At 58.6% G+C, this 626-nt stretch carries 1 protein-coding gene and 1 pseudogene; both read left to right on the plus strand.

The features are described 5' to 3' along the window. Nucleotides 1-96: pseudogene (locus KDM89_RS22605) on the plus strand (DUF1153 domain-containing protein); the annotation flags it as partial. Next, a partial coding sequence (locus KDM89_RS19320; RefSeq protein ID WP_212689537.1) for a DDE-type integrase/transposase/recombinase occupies nt 93-626 on the plus strand: 534 nt, incomplete at its 3' end. The pseudogene KDM89_RS22605 and the gene KDM89_RS19320, both read left to right, overlap by 4 nt.

A 626-nucleotide genomic window follows, 5' to 3' on the forward strand; every position in this document is an offset into this window, starting at 1 on the left:
CAGATCAAGGAACTTCAGGAAGCATATGGCGAGGCCATGCTAGAACTGCGTGCCAGAAAAAAGCTGGCGTCCCTGCTGGGCGAGGAAGAGAAGTGATCGAAACGATCCACCAGGGACTGGAAGAAGAAGGCTTCAAGGTTTCGATCAGCAAATTGTGCCAGTGGTTTGATATGCCGCGCCGGACGGTGTACTACAAGTCCGTGAAGGCAGCCCCCAAGGTCCAGGCGCGCTTTGCCGAGCCAATCAAGGCGATGATCAACGAGGAGCCGTCGTTCGGCTATCGCACTGTCGCAGCCCTGCTTGGCTTCAATAAGAACACCGTTCAGCGCATTTTTCAGCTGCGTGGCTGGCAAGTGAAGAAGCGGCCCGTTGGCTTTCGTCCGCGTGTTCAAGCCTTGCCTTCGGTGGCGAAAGCACCAAACGAACGCTGGGCGACCGACATGTGCCGAGTATGGGCCGGTCGTGACGGTTGGGCGGTGCTGGCCTTGGTGATCGATTACCATACCCGAGAATTACTGGGCTGGCATCTGTCCCGCTCGGGCAAGGCTAAAACGGCCGAGGCGGCCCTGGAGCAGGCGCTCATTGCCCGCTATGGCACCTTGGGCAGGGTTGAGGCACCGTTCTTG

It is taken from the genome of Cognatundibacterium luofuense (assembly GCF_018139685.1).
In the GTDB taxonomy this organism is placed as follows: domain Bacteria; phylum Pseudomonadota; class Gammaproteobacteria; order Burkholderiales; family Burkholderiaceae_D; genus Undibacterium; species Undibacterium luofuense.